The sequence below is a fragment of the Kribbella koreensis genome, assembly GCF_039525325.1.
Lineage (GTDB): Bacteria > Actinomycetota > Actinomycetes > Propionibacteriales > Kribbellaceae > Kribbella > Kribbella koreensis.
In genome coordinates this window covers 84,403-100,374 of record NZ_BAAAHK010000014.1, presented here as the reverse complement: position 1 = coordinate 100,374, position 15,972 = coordinate 84,403, and the positions used below count along the sequence as shown (strand labels likewise).

17 protein-coding genes are annotated in these 15,972 nt (G+C 67.6%); 9 read left to right on the top strand and 8 right to left on the bottom strand.

Going from position 1 to position 15,972, the window contains the following annotated elements:
* Window positions 1-31: 31 nt before the first annotated feature.
* Together ABD116_RS28960 and ABD116_RS28955 are read right to left on the bottom strand one after the other, a co-directional pair.
* Window positions 32-898 carry an exodeoxyribonuclease III gene (locus tag ABD116_RS28960; protein WP_343977155.1) on the bottom strand — a complete coding sequence of 289 codons (867 nt, stop codon included), beginning with the start codon at window positions 896-898 and terminating at the stop codon, window positions 32-34.
* Window positions 899-907: 9 nt separating this feature from the next.
* Window positions 908-1,948 (bottom strand): glycoside hydrolase family 113 protein, encoded by a 1,041-nt coding sequence (locus ABD116_RS28955; RefSeq protein ID WP_343977153.1) that lies wholly within the window; start codon window positions 1,946-1,948, stop codon window positions 908-910.
* 61 nt (window positions 1,949-2,009) lie between these two features.
* Here ABD116_RS28955 and ABD116_RS28950 point away from each other — a divergent pair, with 61 nt between their 5' ends.
* The 3 genes from ABD116_RS28950 to ABD116_RS28940 are packed head-to-tail and all read left to right on the top strand — an operon-like array spanning window position 2,010 to window position 5,021.
* Window positions 2,010-2,603, top strand: coding sequence for a helix-turn-helix domain-containing protein (locus ABD116_RS28950; protein ID WP_343977150.1), 594 nt, complete (start codon window positions 2,010-2,012; stop codon window positions 2,601-2,603).
* Window positions 2,604-2,616: 13 nt separating this feature from the next.
* Window positions 2,617-3,879 carry an alpha/beta fold hydrolase gene (locus ABD116_RS28945; protein WP_343977147.1) on the top strand — a complete coding sequence of 421 codons (1,263 nt, stop codon included), beginning with the start codon at window positions 2,617-2,619 and terminating at the stop codon, window positions 3,877-3,879.
* Window positions 3,876-5,021, top strand: coding sequence for a winged helix DNA-binding domain-containing protein (locus ABD116_RS28940; RefSeq protein ID WP_343977144.1), 1,146 nt, complete (start codon window positions 3,876-3,878; stop codon window positions 5,019-5,021). Before ABD116_RS28945 ends, ABD116_RS28940 begins: the two co-directional genes overlap by 4 nt.
* 26 nt (window positions 5,022-5,047) lie before the next feature.
* Here ABD116_RS28940 and ABD116_RS28935 read toward each other — a convergent pair whose 3' ends face one another.
* The 3 genes from ABD116_RS28935 to ABD116_RS28925 all read right to left on the bottom strand — a co-directional run bounded on the left by ABD116_RS28935 (window position 5,048) and on the right by ABD116_RS28925 (window position 7,498).
* Window positions 5,048-5,404, bottom strand: coding sequence for a VOC family protein (locus ABD116_RS28935; RefSeq protein ID WP_343977141.1), 357 nt, complete (start codon window positions 5,402-5,404; stop codon window positions 5,048-5,050).
* A gap of 57 nt (window positions 5,405-5,461) precedes the next feature.
* Window positions 5,462-6,790 (bottom strand): phosphoinositide-specific phospholipase C-related protein, encoded by a 1,329-nt coding sequence (locus ABD116_RS28930; RefSeq protein ID WP_343977138.1) that lies wholly within the window; start codon window positions 6,788-6,790, stop codon window positions 5,462-5,464.
* Between the two features lie 105 nt (window positions 6,791-6,895).
* A complete protein-coding gene (locus ABD116_RS28925) occupies window positions 6,896-7,498 on the bottom strand; it encodes a dihydrofolate reductase family protein (RefSeq protein ID WP_343977135.1) in 603 nt (200 codons plus the stop codon).
* A gap of 124 nt (window positions 7,499-7,622) precedes the next feature.
* On the opposite strand from ABD116_RS28925, the gene ABD116_RS28920 reads away from it, so the two are divergent.
* Window positions 7,623-10,445, top strand: coding sequence for a helix-turn-helix transcriptional regulator (locus tag ABD116_RS28920; RefSeq protein WP_343977132.1), 2,823 nt, complete (start codon window positions 7,623-7,625; stop codon window positions 10,443-10,445).
* Here the strand turns inward: ABD116_RS28920 and ABD116_RS28915 are convergent.
* On the bottom strand, window positions 10,413-10,964 hold the full coding sequence (locus tag ABD116_RS28915) for a hypothetical protein (RefSeq protein WP_343977130.1): 552 nt from the start codon (window positions 10,962-10,964) through the stop codon (window positions 10,413-10,415). The two genes, ABD116_RS28920 and ABD116_RS28915, sit on opposite strands and share 33 nt — an antisense overlap.
* Before the next feature lie 109 nt (window positions 10,965-11,073).
* Here ABD116_RS28915 and ABD116_RS28910 point away from each other — a divergent pair, with 109 nt between their 5' ends.
* From ABD116_RS28910 to ABD116_RS28895, 4 genes are all read left to right on the top strand, one after another.
* A complete protein-coding gene (locus tag ABD116_RS28910; RefSeq protein WP_343977127.1) occupies window positions 11,074-11,649 on the top strand; it encodes a TetR/AcrR family transcriptional regulator in 576 nt (191 codons plus the stop codon).
* 82 nt (window positions 11,650-11,731) lie between these two features.
* Window positions 11,732-12,544 (top strand): MBL fold metallo-hydrolase, encoded by an 813-nt coding sequence (locus ABD116_RS28905; protein WP_343977124.1) that lies wholly within the window; start codon window positions 11,732-11,734, stop codon window positions 12,542-12,544.
* Window positions 12,545-12,548: 4 nt separating this feature from the next.
* Window positions 12,549-13,094, top strand: coding sequence for a P-loop nucleotide/nucleoside kinase family protein (locus ABD116_RS28900; protein WP_343977121.1), 546 nt, complete (start codon window positions 12,549-12,551; stop codon window positions 13,092-13,094).
* Window positions 13,095-13,104: 10 nt separating this feature from the next.
* Window positions 13,105-13,599: a pyridoxamine 5'-phosphate oxidase family protein gene (locus ABD116_RS28895; RefSeq protein WP_343977118.1), complete on the top strand. Its 495-nt coding sequence runs from the start codon at window positions 13,105-13,107 to the stop codon at window positions 13,597-13,599.
* Window positions 13,600-13,609: 10 nt separating this feature from the next.
* Here the strand turns inward: ABD116_RS28895 and ABD116_RS28890 are convergent, their stop codons facing one another.
* Window positions 13,610-14,092 carry a hypothetical protein gene (locus ABD116_RS28890; protein WP_343977115.1) on the bottom strand — a complete coding sequence of 161 codons (483 nt, stop codon included), beginning with the start codon at window positions 14,090-14,092 and terminating at the stop codon, window positions 13,610-13,612.
* A complete protein-coding gene (locus ABD116_RS28885) occupies window positions 14,089-14,751 on the bottom strand; it encodes a hypothetical protein (RefSeq protein ID WP_343977112.1) in 663 nt (220 codons plus the stop codon). Before ABD116_RS28885 ends, ABD116_RS28890 begins: the two co-directional genes overlap by 4 nt.
* Here ABD116_RS28885 and ABD116_RS28880 point away from each other — a divergent pair.
* Window positions 14,750-15,865 carry a phosphotransferase enzyme family protein gene (locus tag ABD116_RS28880; protein ID WP_343977109.1) on the top strand — a complete coding sequence of 372 codons (1,116 nt, stop codon included), beginning with the start codon at window positions 14,750-14,752 and terminating at the stop codon, window positions 15,863-15,865. The genes ABD116_RS28885 and ABD116_RS28880 overlap by 2 nt on opposite strands.
* The last annotated feature ends 107 nt before the right edge of the window (window positions 15,866-15,972 follow it).

Below are 15,972 nucleotides of genomic sequence, written 5' to 3'. Positions count from 1 at the left end.
TGACAAGTGCAACCAGGCGGAGGCCGTTCATTCAGCGGTTCTGGGGGAGCTTGGTGGTCTTCTTCTTCGCGCCGCGTGGTGCCGACGGCGGCGGTACGACCGGACCGATGTCGCCATCGGGCGCAGTGTCCAGATCGATGATCACCGGCGCGTGGTCGCTCGGCCCGGTCCCCTTCCGCGCCTTGCGGTCGATCCACGCCGCCTTGACCCGCTCGGCCACCGGCTCCGACGTCAGCATCAGATCGATCCGCATGCCGAGGTCTTGGTGGAACATCCCGGCGCGGTAGTCCCAGTAGCTGAACACCCGCTCGGTCGGCCATCGATCGCGAACGACATCGTGCAATCCAGTCGACATCAGATCTGCCAGCGCCTGCCGCTCCGGTGCCGTGACATGCGTCGACCCGACAAAGGCAGCGGGATCGAAGACGTCCGCATCGGTCGGCGCGATGTTCATGTCGCCACAGACGATCTGCTCAGCCGGCCCCGCCGCGACGACATCCTTCAACGCGGCAAGCCACGCCAACTTGTACTGGTAGTGATCCGAGTCAGGCTCCCGCCCGTTCGGCACGTACAGCGAGTGGATCCGAACCCCGCCACACGTCGCGGCGATCGCCCGCGCCTCCGGGTCCGGGAATCCCGGCGCTCCGGCAACTCCAGTGACGACGTCCTCCAGCCCGACCTTCGACAGCAGCGCGACACCGTTCCACTGCGCCTGCCCATAGACAGCGGACTCATACCCGCGCCCCGACAGCTCGTCCCCCAGCAACTTCGTGAAGGCATCGTCCGCCAGCTTGGTCTCCTGCAAACAGACGACATCAGGCTGCCGCTCGTCCAGCCACTCCAACAACCGCGGCATCCGCTGCTTGACCGAGTTCACGTTCCAGGTAGCTACTCGCACCCGCCTACGTTAGCTCCCGTTCAGCTCGCCGAGAGCATGGAACACCTGCTTCGGCCGCCACCCGCCGTCCGGATCCACCGCGACCAGCCCGTACGCCGACAAGTCCAGGTCATGCATCGGGTCGTCAGCACGGTGTGGCAACTCGTACCCAGCGAAGCTGAACCAGAACGCCGCCTCAACCCCCACCTCCTCGAACGTCGCCGCCAGCTCCCGGAGGTACCGCACCTGCTCGCCCTCGTCGCGGACGTACTCCCCCTTGATCGCCGGCGGATCCACCGAACGGTCGACGATCAGCCACCCCGTCCCACCCTGATCCGCCGCACCCCGGAACGTGCAGCAGCCGAACTCGGTGACCACCAGCGGCTTCCCCCACTTCAACCGCCCAGCGAGCTCATCGCGGAAGGTCGCCGCGTTCTGCGCATCGCGATAGGCATCGACCGCGACGAAATCGAAGAGATCCCAGTTCACCTCTTCCCACATCCCCGCCGCATAGGTGATCCGCCCACCGAAGACCTCACGAGCCGCCGCGGCCAGCTGCTCCTGCACAACACCCCAACGCTGCAGCCCCGCCATCATCCGGCCCATCATCACCGGATCACTCCAGGTGCCCGGATCCATCATCGTCGCAATCCGCTCACCCATCGTCTCCCCCGGCACGAACCCCTTGCAGGACAAGGAGATCTCGAAGCCCAGAATCAGCACAACCTCGAGCCCGGCACCTTCCCCGACCCCTTGCGCGGCGTGCTGCTCTGCCTCTACCCGCAACCGCTCGGCGTCCACTGCAGCGCCGGTCAGGAACGTAACCAGCTCGTCGGGTTCCAGATCCATCGCGATCGGCGAGTACCAGAGCTCCAGCCCTGCCTCCAGCGCCTCCGCTCCGGCGACCGCCAGCCGCTCCGGATGGCTTCCCGTCACCCGGACGGCCTCCGCGTGCAACTCCCCCGCGATCGTCCGCAGCTCGCGCCGCGCCGTCTCCCGATCGAAGACCGAGCGGGTCGAGCGCCCTTCCAGGTCGAGTCCGGTGTCGTAGTTCACCCCGATGCTGCGCATGCCGTCACGATAGCAAACAAACTCATACCCAGTATGTCTTTTGTCCGAGTAAGCTTTCTGTATGAGTCAACCTGGTCTGCGCGAACGCAAGAAGGTGGCGATCCGGACCCACATCTCCGACGTCGCCACCGCGCTCTTCCTCGAGCACGGCTTCGACGAGGTGTCCGTCTCCCAGATCGCCGAGGCAGCCGACGTCGCCCGCCCGACCGTCTTCGCCCACTTCCCGCGCAAAGAGGACCTGCTCTTCGACCGCTACCCCGAGGCCGAAGCCCTCGTCGTCGCGGCAGTCGCCAATCGCTCGCCCCGCACCACCGCCACCCGAGCCCTGACCACCCTCCTCGTCACTCTGGCCGAGCAAGGCCACCCGCTGTCGGCCATCAGCGCCGACTTCGCCCCCTTCTGGCGGCTGGTCACCGGCTCCCGCGCCCTCCAGGCCCGCGCCCGCGAACTCCTGGAAATGCTGGAGAACGCAATCGCCACCGCGATGGCAGCAACAGCAGTACCGGAGCCCAAGCTGACCGCGGCCCTGGTGGTGGCGGCCTACCGGACCGTGCACGTCGAGTCGATCCGCCGGATCCTGGCGGGCGAAGACGGTCCGACGGTCGCCGCCGACCACCTGGTCCGGATCCGCCGTACCCTCGCGCAACTCGACTGAGGACAATGGGCCGGTGCCCAGACTTCCAGGACTTGTCGTCACCGACCACGTGTTCACCGTGCCGCTCGACCACTCGCAGCCGGACGGGCCGACCATCGAGGTGTTGGCCCGTGAGGTCGTCGCAGCGGCCAAGGTCGACGCGGACCTTCCCTGGCTCATCTACCTGCAGGGCGGCCCGGGTGGCGCGTCACCGCGACCCATGAGCGCCAGCGGCTGGATCGGCCGCGCCGCCAAGGACTACCGGGTGCTGCTGCTCGACCAGCGCGGCACAGGTCGCAGTACCGCGGTAACAGCCCGTACGGCGTCCAGCCGAACGCCGGCGGAGCTAGCGGCGTACCTGCGGCACTTCCGCGCCGACTCGATCGTGCGGGACGCCGAACTCATCAGGGCACAGCTCAGCCCCGACAAGCCGTGGACGACGCTGGGCACGAGCTACGGCGGCTTCATCACCCTCACCTACCTGTCACTCGCCCCCGAGGGTCTCAAGACCTGCCTGATCACCGGCGGACTGCCCGGCCTCGACACGATCGCCGACGACGTCTACAGCCGGACCTATCCGCGGGTCCGCGCCAAGGTGGAGGCGTTCTACCAGCGCTATCCAGAAGACGTCGAGCGGGTACGCCGGATCGTGGATCACCTGCGCGACAACGACGTACGACTTCCCGACGGCGACCCACTGACCGTCCGGCGCTTCCAGACGCTCGGCCTCAACCTCGGCATGGGCGACTACGCCGAGACCCTGCACTGGCTGATCGACGGAGCCTGGGACGACGGCGAGCTGGGCGCTGAATTCCTCTACGGCGTGATGGAGCGGACGCAGTTCGGCACCGGCCCGCTCTTCAGCGTCCTGCACGAGAGCATCTACGGACAGGACGACCGCCCGACCAACTGGGCCGCTGACCGCCTGCGCCCGGCCGAGTTCGACGGCGACGCCGAGCACATCCTGTTCACCGGCGAGATGATCTATCCCTGGATGTTCGACGAGATCGCGCTGCTCGAGCCGTTCAAGGAAGCCGCCGAGCTACTCGCGACAGCGACCGACTGGACTCCCCTGTACGACGTACCGAAACTGCAGGCCAATCGAGTGCCGGTCGCGGCTGCCGTCTGGCACGACGACATGTACGTCGACGCAGGGCTCTCGCTGCAGACCGCTGCTCGCGTCGGCAACCTCAAGACCTGGATCACCAACGAGTGGGAGCACGACGGCGGCCGCGCGTCCGGCGGCTCGGTCCTCGACCGGCTCCTCACCATCGCCGCAGACCTGCCGCCCGCATGAGCCCGGGTTCGCCGCTGAAGGTCAGCGCCGAGGAGCTCAACCGGGCGACGCTTGCGCGACAGTTGTTGCTCGAGCGGGAGGCGCTGGATCCGGTCGAAGGGACGCGGCGAATCGTCGCCATCCAGGCGCAGCAGGCGGCATCGCCGTACATCGCGCTCTGGAACCGGCTCGCCGACTTCAAGGCGGCCGATCTCGACACGGCGTTCACCGAGGGCCAGCTGGTCAAGGCGACGCTGATGCGTTTCACCTTGCACGCGGTGCATCGCGACGATCACCTGCCGCTGCACACCGCCATGCAGGCGACCTTGCGCGGTCGTCTGACGCAATCCCGCGCCGGCGGCCTGCCGCTCGGCGACGCGCACGACCTGATCCCCGGGCTACTCGAGTTCACCAAGGAGCCGCGCACCAACGCGGAGATCGAGCAGTGGCTCGGCGAGCAGGGCGATGTCCCCGGCAAGGACGTGTGGTGGGGACTCCGCAGCTTCGTCCCCGTCGTGCACGCACCGACCGGCGGCCCCTGGTCCTTCGGCCAACGCCCCCTGTACGTCGCCTCGCCACAACCTTTTCCGTACTCCGAGGAGCTGGCGACCGCAGCGCTCGAGACCCTCGTCTGGCGCTACCTCGAAGGATTCGGCCCGGCGTCGATGGCCGACGTGGCCCAGTTCGCCTCCGTCCACCGCACCCGCGCCAAGGCTGCCATCGCGTCGCTCCTCGACAAGCTGATCGTCCTCGAAGGACCGGCCGGCGAGCAGCTGTACGACGTACCGGACGCACCACGCCCGCCGGCCAAAACGCCCGCTCCCCCACGCCTGATGGCGATGTGGGACAGCACCCTGCTCGCCTACGCGGACCGCTCGCGCATCGTGCCGACGGAGTACAAGTCCATCGTCACCCGCACCAACGGCGACGTACTGCCGACCATCCTGGTAGACGGCCACGTAGCCGGCCTCTGGCGCCCAACCCCCGCAGGCATAGAAGCCATAGCCTTCCGCCGCCAACCCGCCAAGGTCTGGAAGGCCTTACGCGCCGAGGCTGAGTCCCTCACCGCGCTCCTCGCCGACCGCGACCCAGCCGTCTACTCCCGCTACAACAACTGGTGGTCCAAACTCCCCGCCGGCCACCACCGCATGCTGACCAGCTAGTCGACCTGAGCTGGTCGACTCCCCAGCTAGTCGACGCAGAGGCAGAACGGGTGGCCGGCCGGGTCGAGGAAGACGCGGAACGTCGTACCGGGCTGGTGCTCGGGCTTGGTCGCACCGAGTTCGAGCACGGCGGCCTCGCCGGCGTCGAGGTCCTCGACCATGATGTCGTGGTGCATCTGCTGCGGCACGTCCTGCCCCGGCCATGCGGGCGCACGGTAGTCCTCGACGCGCTGGAAACCGATGCAGTGCCCGTAGTCCGCCCGGATCTCACTCCAGCCGTCTCTGTTCTCCACCTTCCAGTCCAGGATCGCGCCGTAGAACGCGGCCAGCGCCGCAGGATCCGGGCAGTCGAGAACGACACTGGGAAACTGTCCAATAGCCATGCCCAGCACGGTACCCAGCTACCCGGACGAAGCGCGTCCGGATAGCTGGGTGGGTCATCACCAATAGGTGTTGAGGTCCGCGAGCAGGTTGCGGACGGCTCCGCCTTCGGGTTTCTGGTAGAAGTCGAGGGCTACGTAGTTGGGTTTGCGGCCGGCGGCGGGGCCGCAGATGCGGCGGATGCGGTCGGCCAGCTTGGTGCCGTTGTCGCTGCCGGCGGAGCCTTCGGACGGGATGTCGCGGTAGTGGTTCATCGAGTAGAGGCGGCGGAAGCCGGGCTCTTCCTTCGCGAGCGGGACCTCGTCCCAGCGGCTGTAGCACTGGACGTCGTTGCCGCTCGAGCCGAGCGACCAGTAGTTCTCGGCGGTCCAGTCGCGGTCGAACATCACGCCGTACGAGTCGCGCCCGGAGCGTTGCGAGAAGACCAGCAGGCGGCGGTTCTGGGCGACCAGCTCGGAGACGCGCGGCCAGCCGGTCTGCCGTACGCCGGCCTGCGCGGGATTGAGGACGCGATCCGCGAACCCGTTGACCCGGGCAACGGCCGCGCGCAGCTCCTCGACGCTCGTGTAGTCCTCGATGAACACCGTGACGATCGCGTCGCGGTTCGCGTTGAGGAAGTCGACCACGTCCTGCAGGCCCGCGGTCAGCGTCCGTTCGTTGCCCCAGCAACTGCCGTGGCACATGCGGACGTCACCCTGGTACGGGTAGGCATCGATCTGCAGCCCGCGCACTCCTTGGCTGAGCTGGTCCTTCAGACGATATGACTGGTTGGGGAACCGGCCCCAGAAGCCCTCGTCCGTGTTGGCCATCGCGTTGTGCGCGGCCAGGAAGGTGACCTGGTCGAGCCGCGGGTCAGCCGGCATCGGGCGACGCGGTACGTCGATGCCGTTGAGGTACCACTCGGCGCCGGCCCCCGAGTCGGCGCTGGTGACCAGCTCGCGACCGTTCGACGGACCCGTGGCGACGACGTGCAGGTAGCCGCCGGCTAGGTCCTTGAGCCGGAAACGGCCGCCGAGGTCTTCGACATCCCAGGCAGAGGAGTTGTTAGTGCAACTGCGAAGTACGACCCTGGCCTGGTCCCGCGACAAGCACCAGGCGTGGTTGCTCTCGAGTCTGATCTTGTAGTGATCGCCATCCCGCTGCACCAGCCATTGCTGGGCGACCGAGCCGTTCGCGGGCCACTCCTGGATCTTGTGGCCTTCGTCGACTCCGCCGCCGTCCAGGTCGGCGACCCGGCCGTTCGGCACGCTGACGATGAAGACTGGCCAGCTCGGCGGCTCGGCGTCCTGCTTCGCCTCGGCCTGCGTGGAACCCAGAACACTGGTTCCCAGGGCGCAGGCCCCGGCGAGCAGGACAGCCGTCAACAGTCGGACCGTTCGAAGAACCATCTCAGGTACCTCCGGCGTCTCGCCTGGATCCGGCTGGGCGGTGCGGATCCGAGGCGTCCCGCACACAGCGTGCCCAACCATGCGCACCCCGTCAAAACGACCCGGTCAGTCGCGCTTGCGGTCGTACAGGAGGCAGAGGGCTCCGCTGTCCGTCGGGGTCGAGTCGACGAGCGCCCAGGAGCCTCGCGTGACCGTCTCGTCGAAAAGCTGGACGCCTCCGCCAACCAGCTCCGGGCACAGTGTCACCGACAGCCGGTCGACCTCGTCCGCCGCGAGCAGCGCCTTGATCACGCTCGTGCTCGCCAGGACGACGATGTCACCGCCGCGCTGCCCACGCAGTTCCTTCACCGTCGTGACCGGGTCGCTGGTCGCAATCCGGCTGTTCTGCCAGGCGGCGTTGCGCAGCGTGGTCGAGAAGACGACCTTGTCGACCTCGTTGAGCCAGCGCGAGAACTCCCGGCACTCGGCCGGCGCGGTCTCGTCGTCGGCGACGGTCGGCCAGTAGCCGCCGAAGCCTTCGTAGTTCTTCCGGCCGAGCAGCGCGGTGGTCGCCGGCCCGGTCACCCGGGTCATGTGGCTCAGCGCGACCTGGCTGACCGCATGCGGCACGACCCAGCTCTGGTCGTAGTCGCCACCGGGGCCGTTCACCCGTCCGTCCAGGGTCAAGGAGATGTTCGCTACGACGGTACGGTGCGAAGTGTCGGTCATTTCGGGTTCCTCCATCACGGGTTGTCGTTCCGATGGCTCAACCCTGGCTGTCGACCCCTGGTCCGGTCGTCACTTGATCTGATGACATCCGATCCCGATCCCTCCGGGTGCGACCATGGGCGGCATGCCGACGACAATCGTCAGTCCGGAGCTGGTCGGGCGCAGCGACGAGCTGGCCGAGATCCTGGCGGCGTACGAGAAGGCCGCCGGAGGCGAATCGGTGACGGTGCTCGTCTCGGGTGAGGCCGGCATCGGCAAATCGCGCCTGACGTCGACCGCGCTGGCGTCCTTGCCGGGCGATCCGCTCGTCCTGTCCGGCGGCTGCCTCGAGCTCGGCGCCAGTGGTACGCCGTGGGTCCCGTTCGTCGCCGTACTCCGTGACCTCCTGCGCACTTGGGGGGCTGAGCGATTGCGTGCGCAGCTCCCGTCGGACGGTACGGCGCTGGCGGCCTGGCTTCCGGAGCTCGGATTGACGCCTGCTGACGGCGGGCAGATCCGGCTGTTCGAGGAGCTGGTGGCGCTGCTCGACCTGGCGGCGCGCGACCGGGCTGTCGTCGTACTGATCGAAGATCTGCAGTGGGCTGATGCGTCGAGTCGGGAGTTGTTCGTCTACCTGGCGCGCAACCTCGGGCCGCGGGCTGTGCTGTTGGTGGGCACGGTTCGTACTGGCGACCTGGCGGCTGCGCACCCCACTCGGCAGCTGCTCGGCGAGCTTGGGCGACGCGCCGAGATCGTCCAACTGGAGTTGCAACCGCTGAGCCGCCAGCAGGTCGGCGCGCTGCTCTCCGCGATCGAGGGCCAGCCGGCACATCCGGTGGTCAGCGCCGAGATCCACCGACGCAGCGCCGGAAACCCCTTGTTCGTAGAGGCTCTCAGAGCTTCCGGTACTTCGCCCGCCGGGCTCGCCAACCTCACCACGCTGCTGCTCGACCGTGTGGCGGACCTGTCATCGGATGCTCGCCAGTTGCTGGAGACCATCGCGGTTGCCGGTGCCGAAGTGACCGACGAACTGCTGTCCGAGGTCTGCGACGGCCCGCCCGACAACGCGTTGCGCGAACTGATCGAACGCAACCAGCTGATCGCCACGACCGACGGCTACGCGATCCGGCACGACCTGATCCGCGAAGCTGTCTACGGCTCACTTCTTCCCGGGCAACGGCGTCGACTCCATGCGCGCTACGCACATGTGCTTGGGGACCGCACGAATCCGTCGGCAGCGCTGGCGGAGCATTGGGCAGCGGCTGGTGAACCGGCTTTGTCCCTGGCAGCGGCCTGGCAGGCAGCGGCGGTCGCTTCGCAGCAGCATGCCTACGACGAACAACTGCATTTGCTCGAACGCGTCCTGACCTTGTGGTCGGCGGCTTCTGCCGCCCACATCGAAGCCGATCGAGTCGACGTACTCCTGGCGGCGGTCGAAGCTGCCTATGCCGCCGGTCGATCGACCTCCGGCGTCGCCTACGCGACCGAGGCGCTGGCCGACCTCGATGCCTCGTCAGCGCCCGCGCAGGCAGCTCGGCTTCTGGGGCTCAGAGGGCTGCTGCGGAACCGGATCGACAACAGCGGGATCGAGGACCTGACCGCCGCTGTCGAACTCGTACCGGCAGGCGCGGACGACGTACTGCGAAGCCGCTTGCTGTCTTCACTCGCCTACTTGCACTGCATCGACGGACTGCAGTCGCGCGCCCAAGCCTGCGCCACGGAGGCCTATGAGCTCGCGCGCGGAGACGACAGCCTGCGAGCGGCGGCGCTGCTGGTGTTCGGCTGGGTCGACGACCGCAACGGCGACGTACCGTCCGCCTTGCAGCAGTACGCCGATTGCCGCGCGGCGGCGGAGGCGGGCGGCGACCACTACACCTATCTGACTGCCGTGCAATGGGCCGGCCTGACCCTCAACAAGAACGGTCATCGCGAGGAGGCGGTCGCCCTCATCGCGGCCGCGCAACAGTCAGCCGAACGCTGGGGGCTCGGTCGCGCCCGAGGCAGCATGCTCGCTCAGAACCGTGCCTACGCGTTGTTCTACCTCGGCCGCTGGGACGAGGCCCTCGACGTCGTCGACGACGCCCTCGCGGACGGCCCACCGCCGCGCCACGACGCTGCTCTGCGATTCCTGGTCGCCCAGATCGCCTGCAGGCGTGGAGATCTCGACTATGCCGGCGAGTTGATCAGCATCGCTTCGGACACCTTCGGCGAGCGCCGCCCGGCCGCCTTCGAGCACTTCTTCACCAGCCTGCGAGTGCTCGTTCTGGCCGGCCAGGGTGACCTCGACGCCGCCGAGAAGGTCCTCGCCGACCACTTCGACAAGGTCCTCACGAGCACCGACGTCCTGTACTACGAAACGGCATGGGTACTCCTCGTCGGCGTCTACTTCGAGCGGCTCTCCCGCTCCCATCGCAGACAACCCGCCACGCGGCTGCCCGAAGTACGGGCTCTACTGGCCGACGGCGAATCCCGCTGGCCGACGGTCGCCGCCGCCCTCCGCACCGCCGAGGCGGCCGAATCCAACACTCTCAAGTCCTGGGATGCTGCCGTGGCTGCGTGGCGCGCCCTCTCCGAGCCCTACGAACTCGCGATGACCCTCACCGCCGCCGCCTCGGCAGCCCTTGCCACCAGCAACAAACCTGGCGCCCGCCTCCGCCTGACCGAAGCCCAGGCGCTGGCCACCGACCTCTCCGCCACTCCCCTGCTGACGGAGATCGCCGCCCTGACCACTCGCGCCGGGCTGGCCGAGGCTCCCGTCGTGGCCAACGCGTACGGCCTGACCGCGCGAGAACTCGTCGTTCTGAAGGTCCTTGCCCGCGGCCTGTCCAACGCCGAGATCGCCCGCGAACTCTTCGTCTCCTCCAACACCGTCGCCACCCACGTCGCCCGGATCCTGCGCAAGCTCTCCGTCACGACGCGCACCGAGGCAGTCGCGTCAGCGCACGGCAACGGGCTGTTGACGCCCTAGCCGGATCGCCGAGACGAGGAAGAAGATTCCACCGAGTACGGCGTACCCGGCGATGTTGGTCAGCTTCGGGTCGTCCGCGGAAGCGCCGGCGACGAACGAGAGCCCTGCCAGGATGGAGATTCCACCGCTCAGCATCATCGGCCACTGGCCACCCAGCTTGCGACGGCCGGCGCCGACGATCAACTGGATCAACCCGGAGACGACCGCCCAGGCACCCCACACGCGCAGTACGGCCGGTACACCGGAAATGCCGGCGATCGCCAGACCGATCGCGGCCAGCAGGCTGATCGCGATGTTGATGTAGAGCCCGCGGGCCGGGCCGGTGGTGCGGATGTCGACTACTGCTGCCGCGACGTCGAACAAGGGGTAGATGACGATCAACGCGACGCCGAGCGGGCCGAGGTCGGACTTGGTGGCGAACATCAGTCCGGCCCAGACGATGGCGAACGCGAAGCGTCCGAAGTACAGGCGGCGCAAGGCCGGGGCGATCCCGGCGGTGGTGGCTTCGATCGTGGTCATTGGGGTGAGCCTTTCAAAAGAGACCGAACGTTCTACCTCTCTCAACCATGGGTGACGGTCGACTCCTTGTCAAGACAGAACGTTCTACCTATCTGCTACGCTCGGTCAGATGGTGAAGGTTTCCGAAGCACGTCTGCGCCTGCTCGACACCGCGACGCGGGTCTTCTACACCGAGGGCATCCACTCCGTCGGCATCGATCGCATCGTCGCCGAGGCCTCGGTCACCCGCGCGACCCTCTACCGCCACTTCACCGGCAAGGAAGAACTGGTCGTCGCCTACCTGGAGGGCGCGGCTCAGCTCGAGCGCGACCAGCTCAACCAGGCCATCGCCGGCGCCGACTCAGCCGCCGACAGCATCCGCGCCGTAGCCAAAGCAATCACCACCACCATCACCTCCGACGGCTTCCGCGGCTGCGCCTTCCTCAACGCCGCCGCCGAATACCCAGACCCCGACCACCCCGTCCACCAAGCAGTCCTGACCCACCGCGCCTGGTTCGCCACCACCATCGCGACTCTCTTCACCGACCTGGGCGACGCCGACCCCCACCCCCCAGCGCGCCACTTCATCATGCTCCGAGACGGAGCCATGTCCGCCGGCTGCCTCGGCAACCCCACCGAGGTCTGCAACACCTTCCTCCAAGGAGTAGAAGGCCTACTCACCTACCGAACAGCCCAACCCCGCTGACCCTGCGGCACTCTGCCAGCTGCCCGGCGGACGCCCTACCGTGGGATGAGGCGCATCCCCGGCGATGAGGTGAGGGATCAGCATGCGGATCGGTGACATCGACATCCAGCCGCTCACCGACGGAACCTTCCGCGCCTCACCGGCGTACTTCGGTGAGCATGTTCGACCCGACGGGCACGAGGACCTCTTCCAGCAGCGGGACGGAATGGCCTGGTTGCCCATCGGGTCGTTCCTGGTGCGTACCGGCGAACGCGTGATCCTCGTCGACGCCGGCATGGGTCCTGCGCTGAACGACACGGACCCACGCCGGCTCCTGGTCGGTGGCCAACTCCCACTCGGCCTGCGAGCGATCGGGGTCGCGCCCGCCGACATCACCGACGTCGTCTGCACGCATCTGCATTCGGACCACTGCGGCTGGCTTTTCGACTTCGACGCAGTACCGGTCTTCCCGAACGCCACCATCTGGTTCGGTACCGCCGACTGGACCCATTTCGTCGACGGCCCGCACGCCCGCATGGCCGAGCACCTCCGGCAAGGCCTCCGTACCGCCGCCGAAACCGGCGACCACCTCAACCTGCTCACCCAGGACACCACCATCGCGCCCGGCCTCACCCTGATCATGACCGCAGGCCATACGCCCGGCCATCTCTGCGTCATCATCTCGTCCGGCGACCGGCGCGCCCTGCTCCTCGGCGACGCGATCATCTGCCCGGTCCAGCTCGACGAGCCGACCTGGAGCTCGCTGGGCGACGTCGACCCCGCGCTCGCCCAGACGGTCCGCGACCGCCTGTTCCGCGAACTCGAAGACCCACGAACCGTCGGCGTCGGCTCCCACTTCCCCGAGCTCGCCTTCGGCCGCGTCCTCACCGGAGAAGGCCGTCGCTGGTACACCTGACTGCATGCCCGCAACCGTCTACCTGATCGTCGGCCTCCCAGGCGCCGGCAAAACAACCCACGCCAGACACCTGGAACTCACCGCCCCGGCCCTGCGCCTCACCCCCGACGAATGGCAGATCGCCCTCTTCGGCGACGAGAACCCAGAAGACAAACGCGACCTGGTCGAAGGCAAACTCATCCAGCTAGGCATGCGAGCCGCCCAACTCGGCACCGACGTCGTCCTCGACTTCGGCTTCTGGAGCCAAGCCGAGCGCTCATCCCTCCGCTGGATCGCCTCCACCGTCGGCGCTCACAGCCAAGTCATCTACCTCCCGATAACCCCCACCGAACAACGCCGCCGCGTAACCCACCGCTTCGCCACCACCCCCGACCAGACGTTCCAGATGACCGACGCAGAGCTCGAGCACTGGAGCACTCTGTTCGAGACGCCGGACGACGAAGAGCTTCTGGGTACCGACCTCCCGCCCGCCCCTGCCGGCTACCCAACCTGGTCGACCTGGGCCTCCCAACGCTGGCCATCCCTACCCGACCAGTACGTGGCCCCATAGGATCCGACCCGTGGATGATCCGAATCTGGTGACCTGGCTGGGAGATCTGCAGGAAGCGTCGTTCAGCAAAGGCGGGGCCGTACGCACGGCATACCCACCGGAACGAAGGCTGACCGGGGCGCAGGTGGCTGTCTATCTGGACCGCCGGAGCTATGCGCTCGCCTCCACCACCCGAGCCGACGGCCGGGCCCACGCCGCCCCGACGCTCTTCACGACCTATGCAGAGTCCTTCTGGCTCCCCACCCTGGGCAACGCGATCCGCGTCCGCAACGTACAAGCCAATCCCTGGCTGGCCCTCTCAGTCCTGGAAGGCGAACACGAAACCCACGCCGCCGTCCTCACCGAAGGCCCCGCCGAGGTCCTCACCGAAGCCCCTCCCGAAGTCATCGACCTCACCAACCAACGCAACAAAGGCGGCACCCTCGACTGGGCAACAGCCTGGCTGCGCATGACCCCCCACCGCCTCTTCAGCTTCGCCGAACACGCTTGGCGGGAAGCCCCCTAGCGCAAGGACCTCAGTCCGGTTCACGAAGCCGGCGGCGTCGCAACCGGGCGGGGCCTGACAGGGGTACAGGCTCCCTCGGCGCCTCACCTCGGCGGAGGTACTCGACCGTTTGCTGTACCGCTTCGTGCAGGTCCTCGATCGAGGTCACTCCGGCCGTGTACAGCTCCACCTCGCGGTCCAGACGGCTCTCGACCTCAGCGGGCACATACGCCGCTCGCAGCATCAGCCGAATCGTGTCGATCCGCCGCATGATGTCTTGGGAGTACAGGTGTTCGGCTCTGATCCGTCGCCGCCTCAATTGCCACGCATCGATACTTCGCTTGACGCCGAGCGCACCGGTCGCCGCGGTGATGCCCACGACGCCGGGAGACATGAAGCCGACCAGACTCAGCCCGGCCTCGGCGACGAACCCAGCCGTTCCCGCCAGCAGCACAACGGCCATGTCGGCCGGGTTCGAGGCCTGTTTGAGCAGTGTCTCGAGGTCGTCGATCACGGGCGGTCCCCGACCAGGTACGACAACAGAACCCGCTGCGACCTCGTAGCGATGGCGATCTCCGACATCAGCCGGGCAACCTGATCGGGGGTCCAGAGTTCAGTACTCTCCAGCAGTTGCTTCATCCCCCGCTGCCGGTCCTCCGGCGGAACGGAGTCCCATCTCAGCAGCAGGTCCACCAGGCTGTCGACGCCGTCATCGGTGAGGTCGTTCCGGAAACCCACGATCTGATCGGCCAGCCGGGTGAACACGAAGTCTTCCAGCTTTTCGTCGCGCTCCGGCGAGTGGCTGTTGCGGTTGTCCACCGCGACGGCGACGAGCAGAACCAGGACGACGAGAGCGACGAGGCCGCCCGCGCCGATCCAGAAGCCTTGCGGGCCGGTCAGTCCGTTCGGCAACGCCTCGGTCAGCAGGAACAGCAACAACCCCACGGTGATCGCCAGCCCGAGCACGTCGGGACGCCGCCCAGGCAGCTCCAGGCGCTGCCCGTACGTCGCGTGTACCTCAGCCATCTCGCTCCTGGCCGACTCCTCCCAACCACTCACCACCTGCACCGGCTGGCGACGGTGACGGTCGCGGGAGCGTTGCCAGCCGTACAAGAGCACACCGACGATCGTCAGGGCGGTCACCGCTACGCCGACGTACGAGGTGGTTCCCATGGAGACATTCTGGCAGGTGAACAAGGCCCTTGCGCCGCGTGTCGTCCGTGCGCGGAACGCCAACCGGCGGGTCCGATCGGAACTCGGCGGGGATGGCGGCCGTTGGCGAATTGTGGACACGCCTGGGCCGGAGGTCGTCGCGCGAGCCTTCGATCTCGGGCGGACGCTGACGGACCTGGTGCTCGTCAGGCGGGGTTCGACAGAGACTTGGCGACTCGACACGGATCGGGGCAGCTACTTCGTGAAGGGCGCCTGGGACGGGCTGGGCCTGCAGTTCACACCTGGTGGGGTGCCCGATCAGCTTTCCGCGGCGATGGCTTTCGAGCGCCGCGCCCTCGAAGCCGGCATCGCCATGCCGGAGCCGATCTCACCGGTCGATCCATGGCTGGATTCGGTTGCCCGAATCAACGATCGCCTCTTCCGTGTCTACCGGTGGATCGACCACCGCCCGCTGCGCCCCGACGACGACCTCACCGACTGGATCGGCCGGACGATGGCGCGGATCCACCAACTGGAACCGATGGTCGGCGTCGGCCTTCCGGACTGGTGGCGAGGTCCGGTCTGGCCCCGAACGTACTGGGAAGAATGGATCGACGAAGCCCAGCACCTCGATCGCCCTTGGTCGTCGCTCGCCCGGGAGCGCCTGGCCGGTGTACTTGACCTGTCGAACCGGATAGCGGAGCTCTGCGAAGTCGCGCCCGACCCAGTGACGACCCATGGCGACTTCAAGACCCACAACCTGCTGATGACCCCCACCGGCCCGGTTCTGATCGACTGGGACAGCGTCCGCATCGACAGCGCCGCCCTCGAAGCCGGCCGGGTCGCCCACATCTTCGCCGCCGGCGACCCAGCTCAGCTCACCCGAATCCTCACTGCCTACACGGCCGCAGGCGGCGACATCTCCTGGCCCGGCCCGGACCTCTTCATCAGCGTGCTCAGACACGACCTACAAGTCCTGTACGACCGGGTCCTCGTCTCCCTCAACCGAAACCCACCCACCTGGTGGATGGGCGACAACCACGCAATCGAGTCGAGCATCGAGCAACTGCTGAACCAACTGCCCATCCGAGTCGACGAGCTCCGCCGCCTCGCCCTCTCAATCAACAGCGGCTGACCTGAGCTCAGTCGCGCGCGTAACACCCAGGGCATCGATCCGAACATATGTTCGATTGAAATGTAGAAACGACACCCCCACCTCTGGACTGCCGGTGGCTGCGGCGT